The organism is Micrococcus sp. TA1 (assembly GCF_014199555.1).
Lineage (GTDB): Bacteria > Actinomycetota > Actinomycetes > Actinomycetales > Micrococcaceae > Citricoccus.
In genome coordinates this window covers 237,047-260,186 of sequence record NZ_JACHNW010000001.1, presented here as the reverse complement: position 1 = coordinate 260,186, position 23,140 = coordinate 237,047, and the positions used below count along the sequence as shown (strand labels likewise).

Genomic DNA, 23,140 nt, shown 5'->3' with positions numbered 1-23,140 from the left:
ACCGGACGTGGCACAGGCGCCCTTGCAATCCCTGGGAGGTTTTTACAGTGTCAACTGCGACATCCGCGCAGGCCCCGGCGAAGTCCGGCCGTGGGACCCTCTACCGCGGCAACGAGGGCATGTGGTCCTGGGTGATCCACCGGATCACCGGCGTGGTCATCTTCTTCTTCCTACTGGTCCACGTGCTGGACACCTCACTGGTGAGGGTCTCGCCGGAGGCCTACAACGCGGTGCTCGGCACCTACAAGAACCCGCTGATGGCGCTCGGTGAGGTCGGCCTCGTGGGGGCCATCATGTTCCACGCCTTCAACGGGCTGCGGATCATCCTGGTCGACTTCTGGAAGGGCGGCACCAAGCACCACAAGGCGATGCTCTGGACCGTGGTGGTCCTGTGGGTCATCACCCTCGCCGCCTTCGCCATCCGTCACCTGATGCTCGCCTTCGGAGGTCACTGAGCCATGAGCGCCACCGCTGATTCCACCATTGCGGCGCCCCGTAGCGGGCGCATCGACCCGAAGTACACCCGGGACCGGACCACGTCCGGCAACTTCGAGATGCTGACCTGGCTGTTCATGCGCCTGTCCGGCATCGTCCTCGTGGTGCTGATCTTCGTGCACCTGTTCTCCAACCTGATGGTCGGTGACGGCATCAACGGGCTGGACTTCGGATTCGTGGCCGGCAAGTGGGCCGACCCGTTCTGGCAGTTCTGGGACCTGGCCCTGCTGTGGCTGGCGATGCTGCACGGCACCAACGGCGTGCGCACCATCATCAACGACTACGCCGAACGCGACGGCGTGCGGTTCTGGCTGAAGATGGTGCTGTACGCGGCGACCACCGTCATCATCGTGCTCGGCACCCTGGTGATCTTCACCTTCGAGCCGTGCCTGACGGACGCAGCGGGGAACCTGCTCGAGGCCTCCCCCGCGTTCTGCGCAACGCTCTGACCACGGCCGTCCCCAGAACACCCGAGACTTCTCGAGAAGAAAGAATCCCAAACGAATGCAGGTACACAAGTACGACGTCGTGATCGTCGGTGCCGGCGGCGCCGGCATGCGCGCGGCGATCGAGGCCGGACAGCGCGCCCGCACCGCAGTGCTGACCAAGCTCTACCCCACCCGTTCCCACACCGGCGCAGCCCAGGGCGGCATGTGCGCCGCCCTGGCCAACGTGGAAGAGGACAACTGGGAGTGGCACACCTTCGACACCGTCAAGGGCGGTGACTACCTGGTGGACCAGGACGCCGCCGAGGTGATGGCCAAGGAGGCCATCGACGCGGTGCTGGACCTGGAGAAGATGGGCCTGCCCTTCAACCGCACCCCGGAGGGCCGGATCGACCAGCGCCGCTTCGGCGGTCACACCCGCGATCACGGCAAGGCCCCGGTCCGCCGCGCCTGCTACGCGGCCGACCGCACCGGCCACATGATCCTCCAGACGCTCTACCAGAACTGCGTCAAGCACGACGTCGAGTTCTACAACGAGTTCTACGTGCTGGACCTGCTGCTGGTCGACGAGCCCGGCACCCGCCCCGACGGCACCCCGTTCACCCAGAAGCGCGTGGCCGGCGTGGTCTCCTACGAGCTGGCCACCGGTGAGCTGCACGTCTTCCAGGCCAAGTCCGTGGTCTTCGCCACGGGCGGTGCCGGCAAGGTCTTCAAGACCACCTCCAACGCCCACACCCTCACGGGTGACGGCATGGCGATCGCCTACCGCAACGGTCTGCCGCTGGAGGACATGGAGTTCATCCAGTTCCACCCGACCGGCCTGGCCGGCCTGGGCATCCTCCTTTCCGAGGCCGCCCGCGGTGAGGGTGGCATCCTGCGCAACTCGGACGGTGAGCGCTTCATGGAGCGCTACGCCCCCACCATCAAGGACCTGGCCCCGCGTGACATCGTGGCCCGTTCGATGGCCGAAGAGGTCCGCCAGGGCCGCGGTTGCGGCCCGAACAAGGACTACGTCCTGCTGGACCTGACCCACCTGGAGCCGGCGCACATCGACGCCAAGCTCCCGGACATCACCGAGTTCGCCCGGACCTACCTGGGCGTGGAGCCCTACACGGAGCCGGTGCCGGTGTTCCCGACGTGCCACTACGTCATGGGCGGGATCCCCACCAACGTCAAGGCCGAGGTCCTCCAGGACAACGACACCGTGGTCCCGGGCCTGTACGCCGCCGGCGAGGTGGCCTGCGTGTCCGTGCACGGCTCGAACCGCCTGGGCACCAACTCCCTGCTCGACATCAACGTCTTCGGCCGTCGTGCCGGCATCTACGCCGCCGAGTACGCCGCCACCGCCGAGTTCGTCGAGCTCCCGGAGAACGGCGAGGCCCCGACCGTCGAGCACATCGAGAGCCTGCGGTCCGCCACCGGCACCGAGCGCGTGTCCGAGCTGCGGTCCGAGCTGCAGGAGGTCATGGACGCCGACATGCAGGTGTTCCGGACCGACGAGTCGATCCGTCGCGCCCTCGCCACGATCGAGTCGCTGCGCCAGCGCTACGAGAACGTCTCGGTGCAGGACAAGGGCAAGCGGTTCAACCTGGACCTGCTCGAGGGCCTCGAGCTGGGCTACCTGCTGGACATGGCCGAGGCCATGACCGTGGCGGCCCTGCACCGCAAGGAGTCCCGCGGTGGTCACTACCGCGAGGACTACCCGGACCGAAGCGACGAAGAGTGGATGAAGCACACCATGCTGTACCGGGACCCGAACTCCGAGATGGAGGGGGTCAAGGGCATCCGCTTCGAGACCAAGCCGGTCGTCGTTACCCGTTACCAGCCGATGGAGCGTAAGTACTGATGAGCACCACAGCAACCGAACCTGCAGAGGGCCCCTCGAAGGTCGACCTGGGCGAACAGGGCAGCGCCGGGGAGATCGAGAGCTTCGAGGTCACCCTGAAGGTGCGCCGCTACCTGCCGGAGACTACCGAGGACTCCTACTGGGACGAGTGGCGGGTCACCATGTACGGCACCGACCGCGTGCTGGACGCCCTGCACAAGGTCAAGTGGGAGCTGGACGGCACCCTGTCCTTCCGCCGCTCCTGCGCGCACGGCATCTGCGGTTCCGATGCCATGCGCATCAACGGCCGCAACCGCCTGGCCTGCAAGACCCTGCTGAAGGACCTGGACCTGTCCAAGCCGATCCTCGTGGAGCCCATCAAGGGCCTGCCGGTCGAGAAGGACCTGATCGTGGACATGGACCCGTTCTTCCAGTCCTACCGCGAGATCATGCCGTTCCTGATCAACAAGGGCCCGGAGCCGACGAAGGAGCGCCTGCAGTCCGCAGAGGACCGCGAGCGGTTCGACGACACCACCAAGTGCATCCTGTGCGCCGCGTGCACGTCCTCCTGCCCGGTGTTCTGGACCGACGGCCAGTACTTCGGCCCGGCGGCCATCGTCAACGCCCACCGGTTCATCTTCGACTCGCGCGATGATGCCGGGGACCTGCGCCTGGAGATCCTCAACGACAAGGAGGGCGTGTGGCGCTGCCGCACCACCTTCAACTGCACCGAGGCCTGCCCGCGCGGCATCCAGGTGACCAAGGCGATCGCCGAGGTCAAGCAGGCCGTCCTGGCCGGTTCGTTCTGATCATCCTGAACCCTTAGCGGTACAGGGCCGGGGACCCCGCTCCCCCACCACGCGAAAGCCCCCCGGGATTGTCCCGGGGGGCTTTCGCGTACCGTGCCGTCAGCGGCCGGAGCGCGCCCGCATGTAGGCGTTGACGTCCTTGGAGAACGCCGTGACGATCCACCAGATGTTCACGAGGACGAACAGGACGCTGAGGATCAGCGTCAGGGTCCCGATGACCGGGGAGATCGCCAGGGTGATTCCGATTCCGGCCAGGCCGACGAGCGTGTACAGCGTACCGACCGCTGCCAGCACCGTGCCCAGGATGCGTGCCCAGTTCTTACCGCCACGCAGGCCGAGGAACACCAGCAGGTACAGGATGATCCCCAGCACGATGCTCACGATCATCGTGGCCATGCCGAAGGCCATGCCCAGCTGGACGGACTGCTCGATGATCTCCTCGGACGCCGCCATCCCCTGGGCCTCCAGCTCCGCGGCCGCCGTCTCACGGATCAGGTCCTCGTTGAGGCCCGCGAGGCCGACGATGCCGGAGACCAGGTGGATCCCGAAGGACACCAGGGTCAGCGTCTTCAGCCGGGCCCAGCCCTTGGGCTCGGCCATCTCCTGGCCCACCGCCCCGGGGTCGTAGGCGGTGGTGCCGTACCTGGAGCCCGGGCCGCCGGGTGCGGGGTACGGCTGCTGCTCGGCCGCACCGTAGGGCGGCTGGGGCGCGCCGAACGGTGGCTGGCCCTGGGCCTGCCGGCTGTCCGTTCCGCCCGCTCCGGGGTGCTGGGGTGGGTTCTCGGTCATGGGTGTTCCCCTCTCACGTGATGAATGATGCGTGCTGTGGCCCGGACGCCGGGCCGTACCCGATCGTCACTCGTACCGCAGTGCCTCGATCGGATCCTTCTTCGCGGCCCGGGCCGCAGGCATGGTGCCGGCCAGGAAGGCGATCGCCAGGATCAGGAGCACGATCAGCACGATGGCCATCGGGTCCACGGCGAACAGGGACAGCCCGGCCACCCCGCTCAGCGGGCCGCTGACGAGGGCGGCGTTGCCGGCCAGGCCGACCACGACCCCCAGCCCCACGCCGATCACCGAGCCCATGATCCCGAGCATGACGGCCTCCATGGAGAACAGCCCGAACACCTTGCCGCCGCTCATGCCCAGGGCCTTCATCAGGCCGATCTCCCGGGTGCGTTCCTGCACGGACATCAGAAGGGTGTTGACGATGCCGAAGCTGGCCGCCAGCAGGGCGATCAGCGCGAAGCCGTTGAGCACCCAGGTGACGGTGTCGATGATGCCGGTGATGACGCCGAGCTGGTCCTCCACGGTCATCGCCATGAAGCCCTCCTCGCTCAGCGCGGCCTTGACGGACTGTTCGTTGGCGGCCATGTCCTCGACGTCGGCCACGGCCTGCACGTAGGCCTGCGGCTGCTCGACCTCGAGCCCGGAGGTCTGCAGTCCGTGGAGTTCCTCGTTGAGCGCGCTGGAGGGCATGGGGCTGGCCCCCACGCCCGAGATCGCGGCCTGGGAGACGCCCACGATCTCCGCGTCCACGGTCTGCACCCGCTGGGCCAGGTCCTTGATCCCGAGGGTCACGGTCTCCCCGAGCGCTGCCTCCGGGTCCTCGGTGCCGTAGATCTTGAGCCAGGTCTCCGGGATGGTGATCTCCATGGCGTCCCGGGCCGGTTTCACCCCGGCGGCGAGCTCGAGGGCGGCGGCGTTGGCCGGCAGGTCCATCGACTGCAGCGTGAACTGGTCCCCGTCGGCCGTCTCCAGGTACTCGGCGGCCACGAACACGACCGGCTCCACGTTGGAGAGGTGCTCGACCCGGGCGATCGTCTCGATGTCCTCATCGGTCAGCATCGTCATCCCGAACTCACCGGTGGCCTGTGCCTCCGCGGGATCGTAGGCCACCGGACCGGAGCTGCCGGGCATCTGGGCGGTGGCGTCGACCCCGGGCATGATGGAGATCTGGTCGATCTCGCCGAAACCGGACACCATGGTGTCCACGTACTTGTTGATGCCCGCCCCGAGACCCGAGGTGAGGGTGAGGGTGAAGGCGCCGATGACGATCGCGATGACCGTCAGGAAGGTCCGGGTCTTGGACCGCATCGTGTTGCCGAGCGCGGTCCCCGCGATGTCGACGGCCCTCATGCCCGCTCCTCCCCCGCGTTATCGTCCTGGCCGGCCCTGCCGGCCGTCCCGGCGCCCGGCGCCGTCGGCCCGGCATCCGGTCCGTCCGGTCCCGATCTGTCCGGCCCCGGCTCGTTGAGTCCCGGCCCGTCCACGACGACCGGGGCCGCGTGCTTCCCGTGCCCGCCCGCCCGGCGGGAGCCCTCCCGGGACGACTGTCCGACGCCTGCCCCGGCGGAGCGCACGGCCTCACCCGAGTCATCGGCCACGATCATCCCGTCCTGCATCAGCAGGCGACGCTGGCAGCGCGCGGCGAGGTCGTCGTCGTGCGTGACGATCACGAGGGTGATGCCCCGATCCCGGTGCAGCCCGAAGAGGATGTCCTCCACGACCTCGCCCGTGGCGGTGTCCAGGTTTCCGGTGGGTTCGTCCGCGAAGAGCACGGACGGGTTGTTGACCAGGGCGCGGGCGATGCACGCGCGCTGCTTCTGGCCGCCGGAGAGGTCCGTGGCCCTGTTCCTGGCCTTGTCCGCCATGTCCAGCTGCTCCAGGACCTCCATGCCGCGCCGCCTGCGCTCGGCCGGGCCCACGCCGGCGATCTTCAGCGGCAGGATGACGTTCTCCAGCACGGTCTGGTTGGCGTTGAGAAAGAACTGCTGAAAGACGAAGCCGAAGGTCTCATTGCGCAGTTCTGAGACCTGGGCAGGCTTGAGCTGGCTGACCGGGCGGCCGTTCATGGCCACGACACCGGCCGTCGGCTCGTCCAGCAGGGCCAGCAGGTGCATCAGGGTCGACTTGCCCGAACCGGACTTGCCGACGATCGCCACCGACTCACCCTGCCGGATCTCGAAGGTCAACCCCTTGAGAGCATCGAAGCGGGACTCCCCCCGGCCGTAGACCTTGACCAGGTTCTCGGTCTCGAGAACGGCAGCTGACATGGGATTCCCTCCGTGGTTTCCGGCACCTTGCCGTTCTCATTATCCACGGGCGGAACCCCGCTCCCGGCCGGCGTCGGGCCGGTCGGGATGAACGTCCCGTGAAGCCTCAGTGCGCCGGAGGCAGGAAACCGACCTTGGCGTAGACGTCTGCCAGCACCGGGGAGGCCACCTCGCGGGCCTTGGCGGCCCCGCGGTCCAGCAGCCGGTCCAGCTCGGCCGGGTCGTCCATCAGGGCCAGGGCCCGGGTGCGGATGGGGGCCAGTCGCTCCACCACGGCCTCGGCCAGGTCGACCTTCAGGTGGCCGTACATCCTGCCGGCGTAGGCCTCCTCCAGTTCCGGCACGGACCGTTCGGACACCGCTGCCAGGATGGACAGCAGGTTGGACACCCCGGGCTTGGCCTCGCGGTCGAAGCGGATCTCCGTGCCGTCGTCGGTGACGGCGGACTTGATCCGCTTGGCGATGACCTTGGGCTCGTCGAGGATGTTGATCAGCCCGTTCTGGGACTCCGCGGACTTGGACATCTTCGCCAGCGGGTTCTGCAGGTCGTAGATCCGGGCCCCGTTGACCGGGTAGAAGCCCTCCGGCACCACGAAGGTCTCCCCGTAGCGGGAGTTGAACCGCTGGGCCAGGTCGCGGGTGAGTTCCACGTGCTGGCGCTGGTCGTCCCCCACGGGCACGCCGTGCGGCTGGTACAGCAGGATGTCCGCGGCCATGAGCATGGGATAGGCCAGCAGCCCGACGCCGGCCGCCTCGGCCCCCTGCTTGGAGGCCTTGTCCTTGAACTGGGTCATCCGCTGGGCCTCGCCCATGCCGGTCATGCACATCAGCACCCAGGCCAGCTGGGCGTGCTCGGGCACCTGGGACTGGACGAACAGGGTGGAGCGCTCGGGGTCGATGCCGGCGGCGATGTACTGGGCGGCGGCCACCCGGGTGCGCTTCACCAGGGCCTCGGGATCCTGGGGCACCGTGATGGCGTGCAGGTCCGGGATGAAGAAGTAGGCGTCGAAGTCGTCCTGGACCTTAACCCAGTTGACCAGGGCGCCCAGGTAGTTGCCCAGGTGCAGCGAGTCAGCGGACGGCTGCATGCCGGACAGCACGCGGTGCCGGGTTCCGGCGCCCGCGAGGTGGGCCGTGGAGGCGGTGTCCCGGGCCAGGACGTCGGCGGGCGTCGGGCGGGCGGGGGTACGGGGAGTGGTCGTCTCGGTCATCTCGGCTCCTGAGTGCTCAGAACTGGTAGTCGACCACGAGCGGGGCGTGGTCGGAGAAGCGGGTGTCCCAGCTGGGGGCGCGGTCCACGACCGCGGTGGTCGCCCTGGCGGCCAGCTCGGGGGTGGCCATGTGGTAGTCGATGCGCCAGCCGGCGTCGTTGTCGAAGGCCTGGCCGCGCATGGACCACCACGTGTAGGGCCCGTCCACGTCTCCGGCGAGGTCGCGGTGCACGTCCCGGTAGCCGATCTCCTCGCCGAAGAAGCGGTCGAAGTAGGCGCGCTCCTCCGGGAGAAAACCGGCCTTCTTGACGTTGCCCTTCCAGTTCTTGATGTCCCGCTCGGTGTGGCCGACGTTCAGGTCACCGGTGATGAGGGCGTAGTCCTTCTCGGAGCGCAGTTCGGGCAGGTGCCGGATCATCTCCTCGAGGAACCGGTACTTGTCCACCTGTTTGGGCGTGCCCACGTCACCGGAGTGCACGTAGGCGGAGACCACGGTGAGGACCTTGCCGTCCGGGGCCGTCAGGTCGGCCTCGATCCACCGGCCGGCATCGTGGAAGTACGGGTCCCCGATCCCGACGCGCACCTCCTGCGGTTCCAGGACGGAGGCGATGGCGACTCCGGCCCGGCCCTTGGCGGCGGCCTCGGTCTCCACCACGTGCCAGTCCTGGCCGGTGATGTCCTCCAGCAGGTCCTCCACGATCTGGCGCGGGGCGCGGACCTCCTGCAGGGTCAGCACGTCGACGCCGCGTCCGGCGAACCACGCGCCCATCCCCTTGCGGTGGGCGGCGCGGATGCCGTTGACGTTCACGGTGGCCACGCGCAGCGCGCCGGGCGCCTTGGGGGCGTTGGCGTTGGCGTGGACCACGGGCGCGGCGTCGCTCGTCTCGGTCCCGGTGGGTTCGGTCTGGCTCGGTGCGGCAGCGGAGGAAGTCACGCGTTCCAGCCTATCGCCGACCGCGCAGCGGCGAGGCCGCGGGCCGGCGGCGCCGGTTCAGTTGATGACCTCGCCGGAGATCGGGCCCTCGGGCCCCGCGCCGGGGCCGCGTCCGGAACCGGAGCCCGACGCCGGCCGCCCGGGTCCGGCGGTGCCGGCACCGGACTCCTTGAGCATGTCGCGCGCGTTGGAGGCGGTGATGTGGATGGTCTCCAGGGCGCGGGCGACCATGTCCGTGTCGGCGGCCTCGCCCTTGTCCATCTCCTCGGTGACCACGCGCACCTGCACCTGGACGATCTTGAAGGAGTGGTCCAGCTTGGTGTCCCGCATCGGGTCCGCGGCGGCCCGGCCGGCATCCACCCGGGTGGTGGGAGCCTCGGGGATCCGCGGGGCCAGGGAGGCGGACATGTCCTTCATCCGCCGGTCCACGGACTTGGCACCGCGGCGCACGCCCAGCACCACCAGGACCGCCAGCAGCAGCCAGCCGGCGGAGATGACCACGAGCAGCCAGCCGATGACGTCGTTCTGGTTGGCCGCGAACAGCAACGCCACGAGCAGGACGCCCACCATCACGGCGAACGTGATGCCGCTGCCCTTCGAGGCCCAGTTCCGGGTCCGGCTGCCCGGCCTGCTGTCATGACGGGGGGATCCACTCTCCACTGCTTGCATGCCCCGATTATCCCGCACCCGTGGCACCGCCGTCGCATCCCGTGGCCGACCGCCCCGGCCCGGCGCCCCAATGCCTATCCTGTGAGGTATGTCCCGCATCCCCTCGACGCCCGGTTCCGGGCCGGCCCCGGCCCCGCCAGCGGGGATGCCCCTCTGGAACCGGGGGTTCGTGCTGGCCTGCCTGGCCAACGTGATGATGTTCTTCAACATCCACTTCCTGCTCTCCACGGTGGCCGGCTTCGTGGTGGGCCGGTTCCTGGTGGGCGACTCGGTCGGCGGGGCCGTGGCCTCCGTGTTCATCGTGGGCACGCTCGTCTCCCGGTTCTTCGCGGGCCCCCTCATCGAGAGGTTCGGCGCCCGGCCGCTGCTGCTGGTCTCCTTCGCGGCGTTCGTGGCCGCTCCCCTGCTGTACTGGGCCTCGCCCACCGTCGGCCTGTTGCTGCTGGTGCGCACGGTCCACGGCGTGACGTTCGGCGTGGGCTCGTCGGTGATCGCGGCCACCGCCGTCAACCGGATCCCCGGGACGCGGTTGTCCGAGGGCACCAGCCACTATTCCTCCTCCACGCTGATCGGTGTCGCGGCCGGCCCGATGATCGGCCTGGCGCTGTCCGGGACCGACTTCGGCGTCATGGCCGTCACCGCCTCCGCAGTGTCCCTGCTCGGCCTGCTCATCGCGCTGGCCATGGACTACAGCCCCAGGGATGCCCATGCCGGCGCGCGGGAGCCCTCCGGCACGGACCACCCTGCCGGCACCGAGGCCCGGGCCGCTGCGGAGGGTGGCCGGCCCCGGCCCGGCTGGGCGCGGTTCGTGGAGCCCGGCGCGCTGCCCGCCGCGCTGATCGGCGCCCTGTACTCCCTGGGCTATGCCGGCATCGTCACCTTCCTGGCCTCCCTCACCCAGGAGCGCGGCTTCGGGGCCTCGGCCAGCCTGTTCTTCGGCGTGTACGCGGTGACGGTGCTGGTCTCCCGCCTGTTCACCGGAACGCTCATGGACCGCCGGGGCGCCAACGTGGTGATGCTGCCGGCGTTCGTGCTGTTCGCCGCGGGCCTGGCCGTCATCGCCGTCGCCCCGAACGTCGCGGTGCTGCTGCTGGCCGCCGTGCTCGTGGGGCTGGGCTACGGCCAGCTCCTGTCCGCGGGTCAGGTCATCTGCGTCACCCAGGTGCCCCGCGAGAGGGCCGGCATGGGCGCCTCGACCTTCTTCCTGGGAATCGACGCCGGCATGGGCCTGGGCCCGCTACTGGCCGGTATCCTCGTCCAGGGGCAGGGAACCGCCGGGTTGTACTGGACCCTCGCGGCCTTCCTGCTGGTCCTGGTCCCGGTGTACTGGCTCGTCCAGGGCCGCCGCCTGCGCCGCCCCGCCGTCCCCGTTGCGCCGCCCCCGCCGCCGGCACCCGCCTCAGCCGCCGCACCCCCACCTGCACCGTCCCAGGAGAATCCGTGACCACACCGCCCGCCGGCCCGCCACCCGCCCGCGGCCCCGGCGCCGGCGCCGCCCTGCCCCCGGGCGGGGCACGGATCCTCACGGTGCTGCTGGTGCCGCTGTTCATGTCCCTGATGAGCGTGAGCATCGTCAACGTCGCCCTGCCGGCGATCGAGCAGGACCTGGGCGCGAGCGCCGCCGACCTGCAGTGGGTGCTGGCCGGATACTCGCTGGCCTTCGGGGTGTCCATGGTGCCCGCCGGCCGGGCGGGCGACCTCTGGGGGCGCAAGCCACTCTTCATCGGCGGGATCCTCGTCTTCGTCACCGGTTCCCTGGCCTCGGGACTGGCCGGTGACCCGCTGGTGCTGAACCTCGCCCGGATCCTGATGGGCCTGGGATCGGGGTTGCTCAACCCCCAGATCATCGGGATCATCCAGAACGTCTTCCACGGCCGCGCGCGCGGACGGGCCTACGGGATGCTCGGCACCATCGTGGGGCTCGGGGTGAGCATCGGTCCCACGCTGGGCGGGGTCTTCGTCGACGTGCTCGGCCCGGAGTGGGGCTGGCGCGCCACCTTCCTGGTCAACGTGCCCATCGGGCTACTCGCGGCCGCCCTGACGGCGTACTGGCTGCACCCGCCGGCGCGGCCTCGGTCGGCGGAGGCGGACCGCTCCCTGGCCGCCCTCGATCCGGTGGGCGCGCTGCTGCTGGCCGCGGCCGTCGTCGGGATCATGGTGCCGTTCATCCTGCCGGGCACCTGGTACCTGCTGGCCGCCTCGGCCGCCTTCGCCGGGCTCTGGTGGTGGTGGGAGGCGCGGATGAAGTCCCGTCAGGCGGTCACGGGCCGCGCTCCCATGGTGGACCCCTCGCTGTTCCGCATCCCCTCGTTCACGATCGGCACGGTGGCCACGGCGGCCTTCCTGGCCGCGACCCCCGGGCTCTGGGCCGTCCAGGCCATGGTCACCCAGCAGGGCCTGGGACTGCCGGCCCTGGCCGCGGGCCTGACCAGCCTGCCCGCGTCCCTGCTGATCATGGTGCTCTCCCCCACCATCGGCGGATTCGTCCACCGCCTCGGTCCGGTGTTCGTGGTGGCCGGTTCGCTCCTGTCCCTGGTGGCCATGGCCCTGGGCGGGACGGCCTTCCAGCGGATCGCCGCCGGTGAGTGGCCGTACTGGACCCTGGCCGCCGCCCTGGCGCTGCTGGGCCCTGCCCAGGCGCTGGTGATGACCAGCACCCAGGTGCTGACCATGCACGACGTCCCGCTGCGCGCGGCCGGAGCGGCCGGCGGGGTCTCCCAGACCGCCCAGCGCGTGATGACGGCCATCGGCCTGTCCGCCGTGACCGCGGCCTTCTACGCCGCGCTCGGCGTCCGGGGCGACGGGGCGGAACCGGGACAGCTGGTCTACGGGGAGGCCGCCGTGGCCGCCGTGGCGGTGGTGGCCGGCTTCCTGTCCGTCACGCTGCTCGCGGGCGTCGTCGACCTGCTCCGGCGCCGGCGCAACGGGACCCTGTCCCTGCCGGACGACTCCCCCGCCGGCTGACCGGTTCAGCGCAGGAACAGCGCCCGCAGCCGGTGCGAGGTGAACACCAGGCCGAGGACGATCATCACCGCGAAGTACAGCACGTGCACGGCCGTGAACGGGGTGAGGACCCCCACGCTCAGCTGGCGCATCAGCTCCACCCCGTGCCACAGGGGGAGGGCCTGGATCAGCCACTGCACCGCCTGCGGGTAGACGGACAGCGGGAAGAACGTGGCCGAGAACAGGAACATCGGCATCAGCACCAGCATGATCCAGTCCATCTGCTGGAAGGTCGTCAGGTAGCTGGTCACGGCCATGCCGACCGCCGCGAACGCGAAGGCGATCAGCACCGCGGCCGGGATCAGCAGTACCGCCCACCAGCTGGCCACCAGCCCCAGGCCGGCCATCACCACCAGGAACGCCACCGAGTACAGCCCGCCCCGGATCAGGGCCATGGTGATCTCCCCCAGCGCCACGTCCACCGGGCCGAGGGAGGTGTTGAGCATGGTCTGGTAGAGCTTGGACATCCGCATCCGGAAGAACACGTTCCAGGTGGAGTCGTAGATCGCCCCGTTCATGGCGGAGACGGCCAGCAGTGCCGGGGCGATGTACTGCCCGTAGCCGACCGGCCCGCCCGGCCCCTCGACCTGCCCGACCAGCCCGCCCAGCCCCAGGCCCAGGCTGAGAAGGTACAGCACCGGTTCGAAGAAGCCGGAGGCGAAGATCGCCCAGTTGGAGGTCTTCAACGCCCGGAAGCCTCGCTCCAGCACGGCCCGGACGTTGCCGCCGTACATCCCGGCCCCGGGTCCGGTGCGCACCCGGATCGGGGGCATCGCCGGGACGGTCCGGTCCGCGCCCGTGTCCTCCGCCGGGGTGGCGCTGTCCGCGGTCCGGATCCGTGCCCACCCGGCACGCAGGTGGGCGATCCCGCGCCGGCCGGCGGGGACGGCGTCGGGATCCTCCCGGCCCGGCACCCATCCCAGCCGGCGGGTGTAGATCCTGTGCACGAGCGCCCATCCGGTGGCCGTGAGCACGAGCAGGTAGGCCACGTGCAGCACGGTCAGCCAGACGGGTTCGTCCAGGCCGTACGAGGCCACCCGGCCCAGCTGGGCGGCGTGCCACTGCGGGGAGAGCCAGCCGATCCACTGCAGCACCGGTGGCAGCGTGGCCAGGGGGTAGAACGTCCCGGAGAACAGGAACAGCGGCATGATCAGGAACCGCTGGAGCAGGGCGTACTGGCCGGCGTCCCGCTTCAGGGAGGCGGAGAAGGCCATGATGGGCAGGCCGATGGCCAGCCCGCCGAGCGTGCCGGTGATGACCTGGACCCAGCCCCAGGGACTGCTCACCACCCCGAAGGCGAGCATGACCACCAGGAACAGCGCCGACTGGACCACGAAGCGCAGCAGCACGGCGAGGACGTGGCCGGCCGCGATCTGCCAGGGCTGCAGCGGCGAGGCCTGCGGGGCGTAGTAGAGCCGGTGCCACGTGAAGCCGTCCATGACCGGGTAGGTGAACTCGACCGCGGCGGCCATCAGGGTGCCCGCGGCCAGTAGGGCCGGGGCGATGAACGCCGCGTAGCCGACGCCGTCCAGGACCTGCTCGCCCCCGTCGATCAGCGAGGCCAGGCCCACGCCCATGGCGAGCAGGTAGACCAGCGGCTCGCCCAGCGCCTCGAACACGATCACCGCGCCGTACTTGCGCATGGTCCGCAGGTAGTGCTCGGCGTAGTACCAGGGCCCGGTCCGGCGCGCCCGGGCGGCGGACTCGGCCGGTGTCAGGGGCAGCCTCCCGCTGCGATGGACCCGTTCCACGAGGACGGCCTCGGGGTCCGCCGTCCCCCCGGGCTGCCGTACCGGGGCGGGCGGCTCAGTCAACGAGGCTCCGACCTGTCAGGGTGAGGAACACGTCCTCCAGGGAGGACCGGCGCACCAGGGAGGTGACCGGTTCCAGGCCCAGGCCGGCGACCGCCTCCAGCGCCGCCTCGCCATCGCGGGCGTAGACCAGGACCCGGTCCGGCAGGGACTCGATCCGGTCCGCCAGCGGGGCACCCGTCACGGTGGGGCGGCCGGGCAGTTCGCGCTCCAGCCGGGCCGCGACCGCGGCGTTGCGGTCCGCGCCGAACCGCACCTCGAGCACCTCCCGGCTGGAGTGCCGGCGGATGAGCTGGGCCGGGGACCCCTCGGCCATGATCCGCCCCCGGTCCACCACGATCAGCCGGTCGCACAGCTGCTCGGCCTCGTCCATGTAGTGCGTGGTGAGCACCAGCGTGGTGCCCTGCTCCTTGAGCCGGAACAGCCGGTCCCAGAGGATGTGCCGTGCCTGCGGGTCCAGTCCGGTGGTGGGTTCGTCCAGCAGCAGGATCCGCGGCTCGTTGACCAGTCCGCGGGCGATCACCAGGCGGCGCTTCATGCCGCCGGAGAGGTCGTCGACCTTCGTGTCCGCACGGTCCGTGAGCTGGGCGAACTCCAGCAGCTCCATGGCCTTGGGCCGCAGGTAGGAGTACGGCAGGCCGAAGTACCGGCCGTAGACGATCAGGTTGTCCCGGACCGTGAGCTCCTCGTCCAGGTTGTCCCGCTGCGGCACCACACCCAGGTGCGCCCGCACCTCCGGGCCCTTGCGCTCCGGGTCCAGGCCCATGATGGACAGGGTCCCGGCCGTGCGCTGGGAGACGCCGCCGATCATCCGCATGACCGTGGACTTGCCCGCCCCGTTGGGGCCGAGCAGTCCGAAGGACTCCCCCGGGCGCACGGCGAAGTCGATGCCGTCCACGGCGGTGAAGTCCCCGTAGCGCTTGACCAGCCCCCGGGCCTCGATCACGGCGGCAGGAGGCCCCGCGGGCACGCCGGTCACCGCCACCGACCCCGCGCGACGGGCGTCACGGGACTCACGTCTCACCTGCGCGATCCTAGACCAGCGGGTGGCCGCTCGGCATCGTCCCGGGCGCCGGGGCGGCGGCCCAACGCGCCGCGGTCCTGCATCGCGGCCTCATGACACGACGGTGACAGGGGTCTCACGCCTGCGAGACCAGGATCATATACGATCTGTGGGTCGGCGTGACGGGTCTCACGGCCCCCGCCACCGGTCCACGAGGCCGGCCACCTGAACATCCACCACCGAGGTTTCCAGACGTGACAGCTTCCAGCACCATGACCAGGCCCCGTGCCAATCAGCGGCGGGTCGCCGCGGCCACCCTGGTCGGCACCACCGTCGAGTGGTACGACTTCTTCATCTACGCCACCATCGCCGCGCTGGTGTTCGGTGACCTGTTCTTCGCCCCTGCGGGCGCGGGCTTCAGCCAGATCATCACCTTCGCCTCGGTCGGCATCTCCTTCCTCTTCCGTCCCCTCGGGGCGTTCCTGGCGGGCCACTACGGGGACAAGCTCGGCCGGAAGGTGATCCTCGTGGTCACCCTGGTCATGATGGGCGGGGCCACCACGCTGATCGGCCTGCTGCCCACCTTCGAGGCGATCGGCATCGCCGCGCCGCTGCTGCTCCTGTTGCTGCGCGTCCTGCAGGGCATCTCCGCCGGCGGCGAATGGGGCGGTGCGGTCCTCATGGCCGTGGAGCACGCCCCCGCCGAGCGTCGCGGCCTGGCCGGTGCCGTCCCGCAGCTCGGCGTGCCCCTGGGCCTGCTCCTGGCCACCGGCGTGACGGCGCTGATGACCGGTGTGGTCTCCCCCGGTGCTGCCTTCGTGGAATGGGGCTGGCGCTGGCCGTTCATCGCCTCGATCGTGCTCATCGCCGTCGGCTACCTGGTGCGGGTCGCCGTGGACGAGTCCCCCGTGTTCCAGGAGATCGCCGAGGCCAAGCAGCGCGAGTCCGTGCCCGTCGTCGAGCTGTTCCGCAAGCACTGGCACCTGGTGCTCATCGCGGCCCTGGTCTTCGTCGGGAACAACGCCGTCGGCTACATGTCGACGGGCGGGTTCATCCCGTCCTACGCGACGGGCGAGGCCGTCGGCCTGGACTCCACCGACGTGCTGGTGGCGATGACGTTCGCCGCCGCCGTGTGGTTCTGCTCGACCCTGGCAGCCGGCCTGCTCTCGGACCGGATCGGCCGCAAGCTGACCTACCAGATCGGCTACGCGTGGCTGGCCCTGTGCGTCTTCCCGCTGTTCTGGCTGATCAACACCGGCGAGCTGGGCATGCTGTACCTGGCCCTGTTCCTGGTCTGCATCGGCACCGGCCTGACCTACGGCCCCCAGGCGGCGCTGTACTCCGAGCTGTTCCCGGCCTCGGTGCGCTTCTCCGGGGTGTCCATCTCGTATGCGATCGGCGCGATCCTCGGTGGCGCCTTCGCCCCGATGATCGCCCAGGCCCTCCTGGAACGGACGGGCGGCTCCACGGCGATCTCCGTCTACCTCCTGGTGGCGGTCCTTGTGGCGCTGGCGGCCGTGAGCCTCGTGCGCGACCGCCGGGGCATCGACCTGTCCATCCACAACCAGGCCGAGCAGGAGACCGGCGCCACGGTCTTCGGCCCGGCTCCGGCGCCGCAGAAGGTCTCCGCCTGAACCCGCCCCCCGGCCCGGCCGGGACGACGCCGAAGGCCGGCCCTCCCCGTCAGGGGTGGGCCGGCCTTCGGCGTGTTCGCCCGGATTCATCGCAGGATGGACGCATCACCATGTCCTGCCGGGATGACCAGTCCATCGGGGCATGAAGAATGCTCCCGCCGGCGCCCCGCGCGGTTCAGTCCCGCTCGGGCTCCGTCCAGCCGCCGGCGGCCGCGGCGCGCTCGGCGGCCTCGACCACGTTGGCCAGCAGCATCACCCGGGTCATCGGGCCGACACCGCCGGGGTTCGGGGCCATCCAGGACGCCTTCTCGGCCACGCCGGGGTCCACGTCGCCGGTGATCCGGGCCTTGCCGTCCTCGCCCTCGACGCGGGAGACGCCCACGTCCAGCACGATCACCCCGTCCTTGACGTCCTCCGGCCGGACCATGTGGGCCACCCCGGCCGCGGCGATGATGACGTCCGCGCGGGCCAGTTCGGCCTTGAGGTCCTTCGTGCCGGTGTGGGCCAGCACCACGGTGGCGTTGACGTCACGGCGGGTCAGCACGAGCCCGGCGGGTCGGCCGATGGTCACACCGCGGCCGATCACCAGGACCACCTTGCCGTTGAGATCGATGCCGTAGTGCTTCAGCAGCTCCACGCAGCCCTTGGGGGTGCACGGCAACGGCGAGTCCAGCTCCCCGCCGACCGAGGCCACCAGGCGCCCCAGGTTCATCGGATGCAGCCCGTCGGCGTCCTTGGCCGGGTCGATCGCCTCGAGGATGCGGTCGGTGTCGATGTGCTTGGGCAGCGGCAGCTGCACGATGTACCCGGTGCAGGCCTCGTCCGCGTTGAGTTCCTCGACCACGGCCAGGAGCTCCTCCTCGGTGGTCGAGGCGGGCAGGTCCTTCCGGATGGAGGCCACGCCCACCTCGGCGCAGTCGCGGTGCTTGCCCCCCACGTAGGACTGGGAACCCGGGTCCTCGCCCACCAGGATGGTGCCCAGACCGGGCACGATGCCCTGCCCGCGCAGGACCTCCACCCGCCGGGTGAGGTCCTCCTTGATGGCGGCGGCCGTGGCGCGGCCGTCGAGCTTCTGTGCGGTCATGGCTGGATCACGCTTCCTTGCGGGGGTCGGCCGAAGATATATCTATCACCATAGTGATGCGGTGGGGACGTGTCACCAGCCTTCGAGGCCCTCGTACAGGGGGAAGTCGGTGGCGAGCTTCTGCACGCGGGCCTTCAGGGCCTCCAGGTCCGGGCCCGGCTTGAGGGCCTGGGCGACGATGTCCGCCACCTCGGCGAACTCCTCGGTCCCGAAGCCGCGGGTGGCCAGGGCCGGGGTGCCGATGCGCAGGCCGGAGGTGGTCATCGGCGGGCGCGGGTCCCACGGGATGGAGTTGCGGTTGACGGTGATGCCGACCTCGTGGAGCAGGTCCTCGGCCTGGCGGCCGTCGAGCTCTGCGTGGCGCAGGTCCACCAGGATCAGGTGCACGTCGGTGCCACCGGTCAGCACGGAGACCCCGTGCTCGGTGACGTCGGCCCCCATCAGGCGCTCGGCCAGGATCTGGGCGCCCTCGATGGTGCGGCGCTGGCGCTCGGCGAACTCCTCGGAGGCGGCGATCTTGAAGGCCACGGCCTTGCCCGCGATCGCGTGCATCAGCGGGCCGCCCTGCTGACCCGGGAACACGGCCGAGTCGATCTTCTTGCGGTACTCCTCCCTGCAGAGGATGAAGCCCGAGCGGGGCCCGGCGAGGGTCTTGTGCGCGGTGGAGGTCACGACGTCGGCGTGGGGCACCGGGTTCGGGTGCAGTCCCGCGGCGACCAGCCCGGCGAAGTGGGCCATGTCCACCCAGAGCTTGGCCCCCACCTCGTCCGCGATGGAGCGGAACGCCTCGAAGTCCAGCTGGCGGGAGTAGGCGGACCAGCCCGCCACGATGACGGCCGGCTTGGCCTCGATCGCCTTCTCGCGGACCTTGTCCATGTCGATCCGGTAGGTGTCCGGTTCCACCTCGTAGGCGGCGATGTTGTAGTTCTTGCCGGAGAAGTTCAGCTTCATCCCGTGGGTCAGGTGGCCGCCGTGGGCCAGCGACAGGCCCATCAGGGTGTCCCCGGGCTGCATGAGGGCGGTCATCAGGGCCACGTTGGCTTGGGCGCCGGCGTGCGGCTGGACGTTGACGTGCTCGGCGCCGAAGAGGGCCTTGGCCCGCTCGATCGCCAGGTTCTCGGCCACGTCCACGTACTCACAGCCGCCGTAGTACCGCCGTCCGGGGTACCCCTCGGCGTACTTGTTCGTCAGCACCGAGCCCTGGGTCTCGAGGATGGCGCGCGGCACGAAGTTCTCGGAGGCGATCATCTCCAGGGTGTCCCGCTGGCGGCCCAGCTCCTGGTCCAGGACGGCCGCGATCTCGGGGTCGACGTCGGTCAGGGGACGGTTGCTGAGGGACGCGGACGTCGTGGTGTTCGGCTGGGTCACGAGAAGCTCCTGCTGGCATGGTCTGGGGATTCTGGTCTGGCGCCCGGACCCAGGCGGGCGGTCCGGTCGCCGGTCGGGGCCGACGGCGTCGGCACCACGCAGCGCCGCTTCCCGGTGGTGGTCCACCTGCGCCAGTCGCGGCCTGCGCCCCATCGTAGCGTGGTGACGGGCGCTGACCGCCTGCAATACTGCGGGACGTGACCTCCACCGAAGAGCTGCTCGACGCCGTCGTGATCGGAGCCGGCCAGGCGGGCCTGAGCGCGGCCGGGCAGCTGCTCCGCAAGCGGGTGGAGCCCGGCACCGGGTTCGTGGTGCTGGACGCCAACGACGGTCCGGGAGGGGCGTGGCGACACCGCTGGGACGCACTGACCTTCGACGCCGCACACGGGATCCACGACCTGCCCGGGATGCCGCTGGGCACGCCCGATCCCCGGGAACCGGCCAGTCGCGTGGTGTCCCGGTACTACGGCGCCTACGAGGAACAGCTGGCGCTGCCCGTGATCCGGCCGGTGGACGTGCGGAGCGTGGACCACCTCCAGGGGGTCTTCACCGTCACCGCGGCCGACGGACGGCAGTGGCGCGCCCGGACCGTGATCAATGCGACCGGCACCTGGGACAGCCCGTACGTGCCCTACTACCCGGGCATCGCCGAGTTCACCGGCCGTCAACTGCACACGCGCGGGTTCACGGCGGCCCAGGACTTCACCGGCCGGAGCGTGCTGGTGGTCGGTGGTGGCACCTCGGCCCTGCAGTTCCTGCTGCAGTTGCACGAGGCCGGCGCCACCACGGTCTGGACCACGCGCCGCGCCCCGGACTGGACGGACCGGTTCCTCGACGCCTCGTGGGGCGTGGACGTGGAGTCCTCCGTGTCCGCCCGCACCACCATGGGCCTGCCGCCGCTGTCCGTGGTCGCCGCGACCGGGCTGCCCGTCACAGAGCAGTACCTGGCGGGGATCGCGGCGGGCGTGCTCGTCAGCCGGGGACCGCTGCGCCGCATCACCCCGGGCGGCGCCGTGCTGGACGGGCCGGGCCCCGACGGCGGCCGGGTCCCCTCCCAGGGCGACGTCGCCGACCGCCTGCTGGCACCCGGGGGTCCGGCCTCCGGTGGGCTGGACCGGGTGCCCGCACTGACCGGCCGGGCCTGCACGGCCGTGTCCTCGGAGGACCCGCTGACCACCTGGGAGACGCCGGTGGACACGATTCTGTGGGCCACGGGGTTCCGCGCCTCCCTGGATCACCTGTCCCCGCTGCACGTCCGCGAGCGCGGCCGAGGCGTGCGGATGGAACGCGACGGCGTGACGGTGGCGAAGATGCCCGGGCTGTTCCTGGTCGGTTACGGCGCCTCGGCCTCCACGATCGGCGCCACCCGGGCCGGCCGCCGTGCGGCGGTCCAGGCGGCGGCCTGTCTCTGAGGGCGTCCCGACCGTTCATCACCGGTTCACCGGCGGTCCTATTTATGAGTAACTCAGAATATGGCATAGTGGGGGCCATGAGTTCAGCGAGCCGGCGAGAGCCTGTCCGGGCACCGGAGGAGAGCACCGCCCACGGTGCCGCCTCCCTGCCCTGGGCTGCGCGGGTGCGCTCGTCCGGCCTGCGGGTCACCAAGCAGCGACTGGCCGTCCTGGACGCCCTGGAGCGCACCCCGCACGCCACGGCGGACCAGGTGCTGGCGGCCGTGCGGCAGTCCCTGCCGGAGATCACCGTGCAGTCGGTCTACACCGTGCTGCACTCCCTGACGGACGCGGGACTGCTGCGCCAGCTGGACCTGGCCAACTCCCCGGCGCGCTACGAGACCCGGGTGGCGGACAACCACCACCATGCCGTGTGCACGGGGTGCGGTCGCATCGAGGACGTGGCCTGCGCCGTCGGGCACGCACCGTGCCTGACCCCCGCGGACGCGCACGGCATGGCCATCCGGGTGGCCGACGTCGTCTACCAGGGACTCTGCGCCGACTGCGCCGCCCAGGACGCCGGTGCCGCCGGCACCCCAAGCCCCCGGGACGCCCACCAGGGCTGACCGGACCTTCACCCACCCAACCCACCATCCCCGACCAAGGAGAACGTGATGACGGAAACCACTCCGCATGCAACGGGTTCGACCACCCAGGCCGGCATCCCCGCCGTCAGCGACCGCAACTCGCTGACCGTCGGCAGCAACGGCCCCATCGTGCTGCACGACAGCCACCTCGTGGAGACGCTGCAGCACTTCAACCGGATGAACGTGCCCGAGCGTCGGCCGCACGCCAAGGGCTCCGGCGCCTTCGGTGTCTTCGAGACCACCGAGGACGTCAGCGGCTACACCAAGGCAGCCCTGTTCCAGAAGGGCGCCAAGGTCCGCATGCTGGCCCGCTTCTCCACCGTCGCCGGCGAGCTGGGCTCCCCGGACACCTGGCGTGACGTGCGCGGCTTCGCCCTGAAGTTCTACACCGAAGAGGGCAACTTCGACCTCGTCGGCAACAACACCCCGGTCTTCTTCGTGCGCGACCCCATGAAGTTCCCGCACTTCATCCGCTCGCAGAAGCGCCTGCCGGACTCCGGCCTGCGCGACGGCACCATGCAGTGGGACTTCTGGACCAACAACCCGGAGTCGGCCCACCAGGTCACCTACCTCATGGGCGACCGCGGCCTGCCCAGCACCTGGCGCCACATGAACGGCTACGGCTCCCACACCTACATGTGGGTCAACGAGGCCGGCGAGAAGTTCTGGGTGAAGTACCACTTCGAGTCCCGCCAGGGCGTGGAGTCCCTCTCGAACGAGGAGGCCGAGCAGCTGGCCGGCGCCAACGCCGAGTACCACCGCCAGGACCTGTTCGAGGCCATCAAGCGCGGCGAGTTCCCGCAGTGGGACCTGTACGTCCAGGTCATGCCGTACGAGGAGGCCAAGACCTACCGGTTCAACCCCTTCGACCTGACCAAGACCTGGTCCAAGAAGGACTACCCGCGGATCAAGGTCGGCACCATGACCCTGAACGAGAACCCGACGAACCACTTCGCCGAGATCGAGCAGGCGGCGTTCTCCCCGGCCAACATGGTGCCGGGCATGGGCATGAGCCCGGACAAGATGCTGCTGGGCCGCAACTTCGCCTACCAGGACGCCCAGCGCTACCGCATCGGCACCAACTTCCAGCAGCTGCCGGTCAACAAGCCGGTCAACGAGGTGCACACCTACAACTTCGAGGGCAACATGTGGTACGACCACTCCGGCGCCCGCCCGGTGTACGCCCCGAACTCCTTCGGCAGCTCGTGGTCGGACGAGACCGGTGCCGTGGACGTCAGCTGGGAGAACGACGGCGAGCTCGTCCGGTCGGCCTACGCCCTGCACACCGAGGACGACGACTTCGGCCAGCCCCGGACCCTGCTGAACGAGGTGTTCGACGACGCCCAGCGCGACCGCTTCGTGCAGACCGTCGCCGGAGCCCTGGACGGCGTCCAGGAGCCCGTGCTGTCCAACGCCTTCCAGTACTGGAAGAACGTGGACGCCACCATCGGCCAGCGCATCGAGGACGCCGTCAAGTCGAACCTGGACGGGGCCACCGTTCCCGGCATGGGCGTCGACGCGGGCGAGACGGTCGGGGCCTCCGCGCGCTGATCCCGCGGTCACCGCTGACCCCCGGGGCGCCGCGGCGGCCCGGGACGGCGTCACCGGCCTGACCCACCGGGACCGGACGGTCCCGCCGGGCCGGACATGACCCGTACATGACAAGGGCTGGTACCTGCCGTGGGCAGGTGCCAGCCCTTCGTCGTGGACCGCCGGTCGGTGGCACGCCCCGCCGTGGTCCTTGGCGGTCGTTCC

The 23,140-nt window shown here is 70.4% G+C and carries 20 protein-coding genes; 10 read left to right on the top strand and 10 right to left on the bottom strand.

The genetic code is table 11. The features are described 5' to 3' along the window. Positions 1-47 precede the first annotated feature (47 nt). From sdhC to GGQ69_RS01040, 4 genes are read left to right on the top strand one after another with little or no spacing between them, the layout of a single operon-like run. Positions 48-455: a succinate dehydrogenase, cytochrome b556 subunit gene (gene sdhC / locus GGQ69_RS01055; RefSeq protein ID WP_183523528.1), complete on the top strand. Its 408-nt coding sequence runs from the start codon at positions 48-50 to the stop codon at positions 453-455. 3 nt (positions 456-458) lie between these two features. Next, positions 459-944 carry a succinate dehydrogenase hydrophobic membrane anchor subunit gene (locus GGQ69_RS01050; RefSeq protein ID WP_183523526.1) on the top strand — a complete coding sequence of 162 codons (486 nt, stop codon included), beginning with the start codon at positions 459-461 and terminating at the stop codon, positions 942-944. Positions 945-999: 55 nt separating this feature from the next. Beyond that, on the top strand, positions 1,000-2,787 hold the full coding sequence (gene sdhA, locus GGQ69_RS01045; RefSeq protein WP_183523524.1) for a succinate dehydrogenase flavoprotein subunit: 1,788 nt from the start codon (positions 1,000-1,002) through the stop codon (positions 2,785-2,787). Continuing rightward, on the top strand, positions 2,787-3,575 hold the full coding sequence (locus GGQ69_RS01040) for a succinate dehydrogenase iron-sulfur subunit (RefSeq protein ID WP_183523522.1): 789 nt from the start codon (positions 2,787-2,789) through the stop codon (positions 3,573-3,575). The genes sdhA and GGQ69_RS01040 overlap by 1 nt, the downstream gene beginning before the upstream one ends. Before the next feature lie 99 nt (positions 3,576-3,674). Here GGQ69_RS01040 and GGQ69_RS01035 read toward each other — a convergent pair whose 3' ends face one another. The 6 genes from GGQ69_RS01035 to GGQ69_RS01010 all read right to left on the bottom strand — a co-directional run bounded on the left by GGQ69_RS01035 (position 3,675) and on the right by GGQ69_RS01010 (position 9,444). Further along, complete coding sequence (locus tag GGQ69_RS01035; protein ID WP_183523520.1) at positions 3,675-4,364, bottom strand: hypothetical protein; 690 nt, start codon at positions 4,362-4,364, stop codon at positions 3,675-3,677. Between the two features lie 66 nt (positions 4,365-4,430). Further along, the gene (locus tag GGQ69_RS01030) at positions 4,431-5,714 is read right to left on the bottom strand and encodes an ABC transporter permease (protein WP_183523518.1); all 1,284 of its coding nucleotides are present in this window, start codon (positions 5,712-5,714) and stop codon (positions 4,431-4,433) included. Continuing rightward, on the bottom strand, positions 5,711-6,631 hold the full coding sequence (locus GGQ69_RS01025; RefSeq protein ID WP_183523516.1) for an ABC transporter ATP-binding protein: 921 nt from the start codon (positions 6,629-6,631) through the stop codon (positions 5,711-5,713). Before GGQ69_RS01025 ends, GGQ69_RS01030 begins: the two co-directional genes overlap by 4 nt. A 106-nt stretch (positions 6,632-6,737) precedes the next feature. After that, a complete protein-coding gene (gene trpS, locus GGQ69_RS01020) occupies positions 6,738-7,841 on the bottom strand; it encodes a tryptophan--tRNA ligase (protein ID WP_010145542.1) in 1,104 nt (367 codons plus the stop codon). A gap of 16 nt (positions 7,842-7,857) precedes the next feature. Then, entirely contained in the window at positions 7,858-8,706 is an 849-nt protein-coding gene (locus GGQ69_RS01015) for an exodeoxyribonuclease III (RefSeq protein ID WP_183528129.1), read from the bottom strand. A gap of 126 nt (positions 8,707-8,832) precedes the next feature. Beyond that, positions 8,833-9,444, bottom strand: a complete 612-nt coding sequence (locus GGQ69_RS01010) for a hypothetical protein (protein WP_255459372.1) — start codon at positions 9,442-9,444, stop codon at positions 8,833-8,835. A gap of 88 nt (positions 9,445-9,532) precedes the next feature. On the opposite strand from GGQ69_RS01010, the gene GGQ69_RS01005 reads away from it, so the two are divergent. Next, the gene (locus GGQ69_RS01005) at positions 9,533-10,888 is read left to right on the top strand and encodes an MFS transporter (RefSeq protein WP_183523514.1); all 1,356 of its coding nucleotides are present in this window, start codon (positions 9,533-9,535) and stop codon (positions 10,886-10,888) included. Then, positions 10,885-12,408, top strand: coding sequence for an MFS transporter (locus GGQ69_RS01000; RefSeq protein WP_183523512.1), 1,524 nt, complete (start codon positions 10,885-10,887; stop codon positions 12,406-12,408). Before GGQ69_RS01005 ends, GGQ69_RS01000 begins: the two co-directional genes overlap by 4 nt. Before the next feature lie 5 nt (positions 12,409-12,413). On the opposite strand, the gene GGQ69_RS16750 is transcribed toward GGQ69_RS01000, so the two are convergent. After that, a complete protein-coding gene (locus tag GGQ69_RS16750) occupies positions 12,414-14,261 on the bottom strand; it encodes an ABC transporter permease (RefSeq protein WP_183523510.1) in 1,848 nt (615 codons plus the stop codon). After that, complete coding sequence (locus GGQ69_RS00990) at positions 14,254-15,243, bottom strand: ABC transporter ATP-binding protein (RefSeq protein WP_183528126.1); 990 nt, start codon at positions 15,241-15,243, stop codon at positions 14,254-14,256. Before GGQ69_RS00990 ends, GGQ69_RS16750 begins: the two co-directional genes overlap by 8 nt. A 290-nt stretch (positions 15,244-15,533) precedes the next feature. On the opposite strand from GGQ69_RS00990, the gene GGQ69_RS00985 reads away from it, so the two are divergent. Next, positions 15,534-16,895 (top strand): MFS transporter, encoded by a 1,362-nt coding sequence (locus GGQ69_RS00985; RefSeq protein WP_183523508.1) that lies wholly within the window; start codon positions 15,534-15,536, stop codon positions 16,893-16,895. A gap of 175 nt (positions 16,896-17,070) precedes the next feature. On the opposite strand, the gene GGQ69_RS00980 is transcribed toward GGQ69_RS00985, so the two are convergent. Next, on the bottom strand, positions 17,071-17,979 hold the full coding sequence (locus tag GGQ69_RS00980; RefSeq protein ID WP_183523506.1) for a bifunctional methylenetetrahydrofolate dehydrogenase/methenyltetrahydrofolate cyclohydrolase: 909 nt from the start codon (positions 17,977-17,979) through the stop codon (positions 17,071-17,073). A 72-nt stretch (positions 17,980-18,051) separates the two neighbouring features. Next, positions 18,052-19,347 (bottom strand): serine hydroxymethyltransferase, encoded by a 1,296-nt coding sequence (gene glyA, locus GGQ69_RS00975; protein WP_183523504.1) that lies wholly within the window; start codon positions 19,345-19,347, stop codon positions 18,052-18,054. A 197-nt stretch (positions 19,348-19,544) separates the two neighbouring features. On the opposite strand from glyA, the gene GGQ69_RS00970 reads away from it, so the two are divergent. From GGQ69_RS00970 to GGQ69_RS00960, 3 genes are all read left to right on the top strand, one after another. After that, positions 19,545-20,759 carry an NAD(P)/FAD-dependent oxidoreductase gene (locus tag GGQ69_RS00970; protein ID WP_183523502.1) on the top strand — a complete coding sequence of 405 codons (1,215 nt, stop codon included), beginning with the start codon at positions 19,545-19,547 and terminating at the stop codon, positions 20,757-20,759. 77 nt (positions 20,760-20,836) lie between these two features. Continuing rightward, positions 20,837-21,364 (top strand): Fur family transcriptional regulator, encoded by a 528-nt coding sequence (locus tag GGQ69_RS00965; RefSeq protein ID WP_141566123.1) that lies wholly within the window; start codon positions 20,837-20,839, stop codon positions 21,362-21,364. Between the two features lie 48 nt (positions 21,365-21,412). Then, complete coding sequence (locus GGQ69_RS00960) at positions 21,413-22,936, top strand: catalase (protein ID WP_183523500.1); 1,524 nt, start codon at positions 21,413-21,415, stop codon at positions 22,934-22,936. The last annotated feature ends 204 nt before the right edge of the window (positions 22,937-23,140 follow it).

Bases quoted from the DNA above. Each gene is read 5' to 3' on its own strand.
- GGQ69_RS01050 (WP_183523526.1), top strand. From the start codon at position 459: ATGAGCGCCACCGCTGATTCCACCATTGCGGCGCCCCGTAGCGGGCGC.
- sdhA (WP_183523524.1), top strand. From the start codon at position 1,000: ATGCAGGTACACAAGTACGACGTCGTGATCGTCGGTGCCGGCGGCGCC.
- GGQ69_RS01040 (WP_183523522.1), top strand. From the start codon at position 2,787: ATGAGCACCACAGCAACCGAACCTGCAGAGGGCCCCTCGAAGGTCGAC.
- GGQ69_RS01035 (WP_183523520.1), bottom strand. From the start codon at position 4,364: ATGACCGAGAACCCACCCCAGCACCCCGGAGCGGGCGGAACGGACAGC.
- GGQ69_RS01030 (WP_183523518.1), bottom strand. From the start codon at position 5,714: ATGAGGGCCGTCGACATCGCGGGGACCGCGCTCGGCAACACGATGCGG.
- GGQ69_RS01025 (WP_183523516.1), bottom strand. From the start codon at position 6,631: ATGTCAGCTGCCGTTCTCGAGACCGAGAACCTGGTCAAGGTCTACGGC.
- trpS (WP_010145542.1), bottom strand. From the start codon at position 7,841: ATGACCGAGACGACCACTCCCCGTACCCCCGCCCGCCCGACGCCCGCC.
- GGQ69_RS01010 (WP_255459372.1), bottom strand. From the start codon at position 9,444: ATGCAAGCAGTGGAGAGTGGATCCCCCCGTCATGACAGCAGGCCGGGC.
- GGQ69_RS01005 (WP_183523514.1), top strand. From the start codon at position 9,533: ATGTCCCGCATCCCCTCGACGCCCGGTTCCGGGCCGGCCCCGGCCCCG.
- GGQ69_RS00985 (WP_183523508.1), top strand. From the start codon at position 15,534: ATGACCAGGCCCCGTGCCAATCAGCGGCGGGTCGCCGCGGCCACCCTG.
- GGQ69_RS00980 (WP_183523506.1), bottom strand. From the start codon at position 17,979: ATGACCGCACAGAAGCTCGACGGCCGCGCCACGGCCGCCGCCATCAAG.
- GGQ69_RS00965 (WP_141566123.1), top strand. From the start codon at position 20,837: ATGAGTTCAGCGAGCCGGCGAGAGCCTGTCCGGGCACCGGAGGAGAGC.
- GGQ69_RS00960 (WP_183523500.1), top strand. From the start codon at position 21,413: ATGACGGAAACCACTCCGCATGCAACGGGTTCGACCACCCAGGCCGGC.